Consider the following 7,068-nt stretch of genomic DNA (forward strand, 5'->3'; position numbering starts at 1 on the left):
CACTGACAGTCATTCGAAGGATTGACTGTTCTAGCCGGGTAACCCGGTAGCCGATCAATTGCCCGGTCCGGCATCGCCTGCCCCTTTCACACTCTTCCACAAAAGCCACATTCAGCGCATCAAATGAAGCAGAACATCGTCCGAACCGATGGCGATCCTTGGAATATGATTTCGAACACGCTCGGGAAGGTCGTCATCGCGAAGCGCAAGCTCCGGCTTGGCGATAAGGCGATAACCATCCCCGCTTACGTCATGACTAAAAATCCCGCGACTTGCCATTTCAAGGAAAGAGCGAAGATAAGCCTCGCGCTGAGCGAGGCCGCTGAAATCAGGCAAGCTCTCTTCAACCACGATGACGCCCGAGCAAATAGGAAGCGAGTAAATATAGTCACACACCAATTGCCAGCCCTCGATGGACGACGCAACCTGGCGCGGCACGAAACCACGCCCTCCCGTAGCAAAATGACAAACATATCCATCAGCACCAACTGCAAACCAATCTATGTCATTGACCTCAAGAAATTCCTCATCCATCTCCATATATTACTCACCTCCAAATATATTCTTGCAATTATCACATCTAGGAACAGGAAGACCACTTCTTGGCCGAACAGCAGCAGTGAATTTGATATCCTCAAGCTTCAGGCGTGGATTTGCCAGCATCAGTTCGTTTGCAGCTCTGAATTCTGCGCAACGACCAATAGTATTCCCACATGCCGTCTTGACACCAAGGCCTCCGAGCGAATCGGCGTACGCCTTCAGTTCCGGTGCGATCACGGCAGGAACAGGGCCACTCGACATAGTCACAATTCTACCAGTTGTAGGATCAACGGCACCGATCGCGGTTGCTGGCGGGTTCCTCCCAATACCTGCGATGTACTTTATGAGCTGCTGTTCCGCATCGGCGATAAGTCTTACCTCCGAAGCAGCCGTCATGGTCCTCTTGGCGAGGAATGCCCCCGGCCCGACCAAGGAAGTTCCGATGTCAAACGTGAACTTTCCACCAATGTCAGCCGCTTGATCTACGTCTTCAAAATTCCACGAGTTCCTACCACCAGTCAGGTAGTACGCAAGGCCTGCCGTCTTCTCCATGTACTCATTGATGCCCTGACTGATCGCGTTGTTGCGTTTTTCGGAGAAGGCTTGCAAGCCAAGCTTGTCCATCTCCTTGTAATCCGAGAAAAAGCCCAGCAGAACACTGATCTGGTTCATGCTTGCCGCACCAGCTACAAGGTCCTTCCCCCCGGTCCAGAGCCCGTTTACGAACGCAGCACCAGCGACCGCTCGATTCGTCGACAACAGCCAGTCGGCTTCCGCACCGTAGCCTGCACCACGCAATAGATCGACAGTGTTCGAACCGCACTCACCAACCAGCGAACAGTACACCTTCCTTTGCAGATCTTCGGTGGAAGAGTGAATTGCCAACGTGTCAAGGTTGACCCCAGAACCGGCATTCTTGCTCGCAGCGATGAGCTTATCGGCGTTTTCCGCCATCCAGGCGTCATACTCCCCCTTATATATAGGAGAGTTATGCGATTCCAATGCAATCTTCGCCAGTGATCGCTGCTCACTGCACGCGATAGACCCTGGCACTTGGCATGCCATCATCAGCTTGTAATCGCGCTCAGCGGAGAGCCGCTCGAAGTTCTCCTTGATATCGCAGTCTTTACCTGCATCAGAACAGATAACAGTCGCCTGAAGGTACTCCATCCGCTCGTCGTGATTCAGGTAGTTGTTCTCAACGGAGTTTTTCGCGATACCCATGCCCAATGTCGCGCCAGAAATTCCTGCACCGGAAAGTCCTCCCGCCATTGCGCCGACCGCTTGTCCGAGCACCCTTACTTGCTCCGCCTGCTCGGGAGTCAACTGCCCGCCATTCTGTTTGGCGTAGTAGTCGCCAAGGAACTTCGCTGCCAGCTCACCCCCACCCGCCGCCAGCGCCCCACTCCCCGCCGAGCCACCATTGGCCTCCGCCAACAATGCTCCCAGCAGTGCGTGCGACAGCATCTGCATGGCCTCACTGGGGACCGCGCTCTGCTTGTTCGGATCGAACGTCTTGCCGATCAGTTCCGCCGCATACGGCGCTAACGCATTGGAGCCCAGCTGGCCCAAGCCCTGCCCGGCCACGCCACCGACCAATGCGGTGGTGACCGCACCCAGCGCGCGGCCATAGACGCCATCGGGGGCCCACTTCTGCTGGGTCACCAGCGCTTCGGGATAGGCGGGATCGAACGCCACCAGACGATTGAACTGCTCGTCCCAAGGAAGGTCATCAAATACCCGTCTTTCTTCGACGCTCAGCCCTTCCCGATACTTGTCGGTGATCTTGTTCGCTCCAGCACTGCCAATGTCGTTGGCGATCTGCTGGCTTGTGGAAAGCACCGTCCCCGCCGCAGCCGCCATCGCCTGCTGGTCCGCCAGCAGCTTGGTGGCATCCGGCATCGCCTCCAGCGCACGATGCGCTGCACTGGCATCGGTATTGATACCCAGCTCCGCCGCCGTGGTCTGCTTGCCACCGATGGTGATGTTGCCTTCGGTCAGCGTCGCAAGCGTTGAACTGCTGTCGCTGCCGTTCTCCGTCATCGACATGCCTGGGCCACCGCGGGGGGCGGTAGTGCCCGCCTTCGGGTCCCAACCCTTCATCTGCCCGCCCGCACCACCGCTGATGCTGCCGGAGCTGGCCGAGTAGTCCATCTGGTTCTGCAGGTCGCTGAAGGTCAGCGTCTGTGCGGTCAGTTCACTGTTGGCCGCGTTGGTACTGGAAATCGCGCCGCCAATCAGGTTCACGTGTCCAGCATCCACGTGATAGCCACCGTTGCCGGCAAACAAGCCACTCTGCTGGCCCACGCCCTGGTAGCTGCCCTCGGCCTTGCCTGCGCTGGCATAGCCATCGGCATTCCACGCATTACCGAAGGCCACCTGCACGCGCCCACCCACTTGGCTGTTCTTGGACATGCTCTCGGCAATGTCGTGCAGCGATTCGATCGTCAGCGTGCCGCCGGTCTTGACGTCGATGCGATCGGCCGTGGCAGTCGCGCCACGCAAGGTGGTATCACCCTCGGCCTTCAGCGAGATGTTCTGGCCGGTCAGCGTGGTGTTCTGCCAGGTATTGCTGTCCGAGTTCGCCTTGCTGCTGCCCACGCTGGCTTCGGCATACACATACACGCCTGTCTGCGCGCCCACGACAACGCCAACGCCCACTTCGGCGCCGGCATTGCTGCTCTTGCTGCGGTCTGCCACGTGTGCCTTGCCCGCTTCCAGCAGGATGTCGCCGGCCGAATCCAGGCTGAGCGTGTTGCCCGCGCTCAGGTTGCCCTGCACCACGTGGATGTCGCCCGTGGTGCTGGTCAGGTTGACGTTGCCGCCGCCCTGGATGGTCGAGCCGCGCGAGACCGTGCTGCTGCCATCGGCGCTGCTGTTGGCCGTCTTGAAGCCGATGCCGGCTTCAGCACTGAACAGGTCGCCGCTGCCGGCACGGCCGGACAGCGCCGAGATCGCACTGGCCGCTTGATACGCGTTGGCGCCGGCGGCCATGCCCTGCATCTTCTGCAGGCGGTCATCGGACTGACGGGCCGCGTCCACGTTGTTGATCAGGTCGATCAGCGGCGACTTCACCCGTGCGAACACGCCGATCTTCAGGTCCTTGTCGCTCTGCGAGTAATGACCGCTTTCATCGGCGGTCAGCAGCTCGATCTCGGCGGCAGTGATGTTCACGTCCTTGGCGGCCACCACGTTGCTGGCCGTCTGCGTGTACTTGCCGCCAGCCGTCAGGTTCACGTTGCCGCCCAGGCTGCCGATGCTGCTGGCCACCTGTGACACCTGCGCGCTGTCGTCCTGGTGCTGCTCGCGGTGCCAGCCGGAGAACTTTTCGGTATCGGAAATCTGCACCGAGCCGATCGCCTTGCTGTCCGACGTATTGGCATTGCTGACCGTGTCCTGCCCGCTGCGCACCAGCAGATCACCGGCCGCACGGATGTTCACGTCCTTCTCGGCGGCGATGTTGGCCGCGGTCAGGCTGATGTTGCCTTCGGTGGTGGCCATGCGAACGCCACCTCCCACCGACAACTGAGTGCCGGTGATGGTGTCGCTGCTGCCGCTGCCGTCGCTCTGCGAGTTGTTGGTGCCAAACGGCAGGCCACTGGTGTTGTTGGCCAGGCCCCAGCCCTTGCCCCGGCTGCTGCTGTCGCTGCGCTCGGTGTTGTGGGCAACGTCGAACACGATGTCCTTGGTGGCCAGCAGCACGGCATTGCCCTCGGCCGACATCTGCGTGCCCTGGCTGAGGATCGAGCCTCCGTTGGCAATCAGCGTAAGATCGCCACCGGCAGCCAGCTGGCTGACACGCGCGTCACTGGTCGAATGGCTCTGCTCGCTGTTGGACCGCTGGCTGCCGGCGGTCACCACGGTCGACGTGGTGGCTGCACGCAGGCCGGAGGCCGCACCTTCAGCGGTGCGGGTGATCCGCCCCATCGCCGAGCCACTGTCGCCCATGCCGTCGGTGGTCGAGTCGCGGGCGCTGCGGTAGGCCTTGGTCGGGTCGTAGGTCACGCCCACCGAGAAGCCGCTGGACTTGCTCGCCTGGCTGGATTGGCTGTCCGTGATGTCCTGCCGCGCCAGCAGCGCGATGTCCTTGCCCACCAGCGTCAGGTTCTCGCCAGCGGCGACGTCCGAAGCGGCAATGGTCAGCTGGTTGCCGGCATTGATCAGCACATTACCTTCGCGTGAGGCGATGGCCGAGCCGACCTGGGTGGTGGACTGCTCGGCGCTGGTGCTGCTGTTCTTCGCGCTGCTGTAGCCCACCGACGCCACGCCGTTGCCAAAGCCTCCGGTAATACCGGATTTCTTTTTGCTCTCGCTGGACTCACTGCTGTGATGGTCCTCTGCGGCGGTGATCAGTACATTGTTGCCCGCTCCCAGAATCACGTTGCCAGTGGCATCGACCACCGCACCGACTGCGGTCAGATCGCGACCGGCAGTGATGTTGATGCTCTCGCCCTGGATCGCCGTGCCGATGGCATAGCTGTCGCTGTTGTCGACGCTGCGCGTGGTGGTGGTGCTGGAGAGCGTCTTCTTTTTCTTCTCGTAGCTGTCCAGGCTGTAGTCGTGCGTCTCGTTGGCCGAGAGCAGATTCACGTCGCGGCCAGCGACTACGCTGACTGCGCCATCGCTGCTCTCGACCAGTGCGGCGGTCAGGTTCACGTCGCGGCCAGCGCTCAGCAGCAGATTGTCCCCTGCCTGCAGCGTGCTGCCCCGCACCGTTTCATCACTCTGACTGACCTGTCGCGAGCTGCGTTTGCCCGCCGCGCTGGAGTCGCTGCTGACACTGTCCACCAGCGCCTGGCTGTTGATGTCACCGCCGGCCTGCAATGCCAGGCCACCACCGGCCTTGATCTGCGCTGCAGCAAGGTTGATGTCCTTGCCGGCAGCGAGCACCACATCGCCGCCGCTCTGCACACTGGTGGCTGCGTGCGTAGTCTGGCTGCTGCGCACATGATTGCGCTCGTCGTAGGTGGAGTCGTTGCGCTGGCCAAGCGTCAACGCGCCCAGATCAAGGCTGCCGCCTGCCGCCAACTGGGTAAGACCATCAGCACCGGCATTGCGGATCTGCGCGGCCTGCAGGCTGATGTCACCGCCGGCCACCACCGACAACACGCCATCGCCGCTTGGGTTGGTCACATACAGTCCGGCGACACGATCAAGCTGGGTAATCTCGAACGCATGCGTTCCACCTGCGCCGAGGGTCTCCACTGTCGAGGCCACCGTGACATTGCCCGCCGCCTGCACCGACAGCGCATCGGTCGCCGTCACGGTCGCGCCGGCAATGCGGATGTCCTTGTCCGACGCCAACCCGACGTACTGTCCGGAAATGCTGCCGCCCAGGTGTTCGATGTTGCCGRCATCGATGGTCACCAGCTTGCGGCCAGCGATGTCACCGGTGTTGACCAGGCCATTGGCCAACTTGATATCGACGTTGGCGCCGGCAAGTAGCGTCCCCTGTCCATCCAGATCGCCCGGGCGCAGGCGCAGGTAGACCTGCGGCACCAGTGCGGTGGTGGTGCTGCCGTCGGCCAGCGTCACGGTCTGCTCGACGAGCCAGACGATGTCACTGGTCAGCTGCGCCATCTGCGCCTCGGTCAGCGCCACGCCGGGGCGCAGGCCCCATTCGCTGGCCACGGTAGCGCCGGCTTCCAGCAGCGCGCGGTACTGCGCCTCGTCGCTGGCGTAACCGTCCAGGAAGCGGCGTCCGGTCAACTCGCCGATCTGCTCGCGCACCAGCTTCTGTTCGTAGTAGCCGTCACCCAGCCGCTTCTGCACGGTATCGGGCGAGTAGCCCATCTGCCCAAGCAGGTGGTCCGAGCTCAGCCACGTCTTGTGGTCGGTGAAACGCGGATCGGTTTCAACCAGATAGTTGCCGCCGTTGCGGTTGACGTTGAACAGGCTGGCCGTGGGTGCACGGGTGTCCGGCGCGCCCATCGCAATGCGGTCCGGCGAGCCGCCGGCCGCCGCGACCACGCGCGCCCCGGATGCAGTGCCATTGCCGGCGATGCCCCCGACCGTGCCGCCCTGCTGCGTGCCGGCGGCATCTGCCGCCCGTGCCAGCGCGCGTTCCGCCCCCGTCCCTCCGCTGTGGCCCGGTCCCTGCGCACCGTTATGGCCAGGGCCGTCCGGCAGCGTCTTCGGCCCCTGCACGTTGAGGTTGGCCATTGCCGCGCCATCCTGCACGTTGGGTGCGTTGCGCCCTTGGTTGAGGTTGCTCAGATCGCCGACGTCGATGCTGAGCGTACCGTTGGCAGTGATCTGCCCGCCCAGTTGACCAATCTTTTCGGAGATGGGTGCTGCTTCCCACTGCGTGCGGGTGCCGTTGTAGGCAATCGATGTGTTGTTGAACGTATGCGTTCGAAACAGCTCCACGCCCTCATTGCGCACACGGCTGTCCGCGCCGTGGCCAACGATCTGCATATTGCCGCCGGCAGCGATCTGCGCGTAGAGGTTGTTCAGCTCATCTACCGAAAGGCGCATGTTGCCACCCGATCGAATGACCGCATCGGCGCCGACGCCGGACTGCAGCTG

At 62.2% G+C, this 7,068-nt stretch carries 1 protein-coding gene and 1 pseudogene; both read right to left on the minus strand.

The window, feature by feature from the left end:
* Positions 1–111: 111 nt before the first annotated feature.
* Positions 112–534 carry a hypothetical protein gene (locus AC1VAN_RS07005; RefSeq protein WP_032976071.1) on the minus strand — a complete coding sequence of 141 codons (423 nt, stop codon included), beginning with the start codon at positions 532–534 and terminating at the stop codon, positions 112–114.
* Between the two features lie 1,179 nt (positions 535–1,713).
* Positions 1,714–7,068, minus strand: a pseudogene (locus AC1VAN_RS07010) (hemagglutinin repeat-containing protein); the annotation flags it as partial.

The sequence above is a fragment of the Stenotrophomonas sp. 05L44_2 genome (assembly GCF_056665995.1).

Excerpts from the sequence above, each read along its gene's own strand:
- AC1VAN_RS07005 (WP_032976071.1), bottom strand. The coding sequence starts at position 534 with ATGGATGAGGAATTTCTTGAGGTCAATGACATAGATTGGTTTGCAGTT.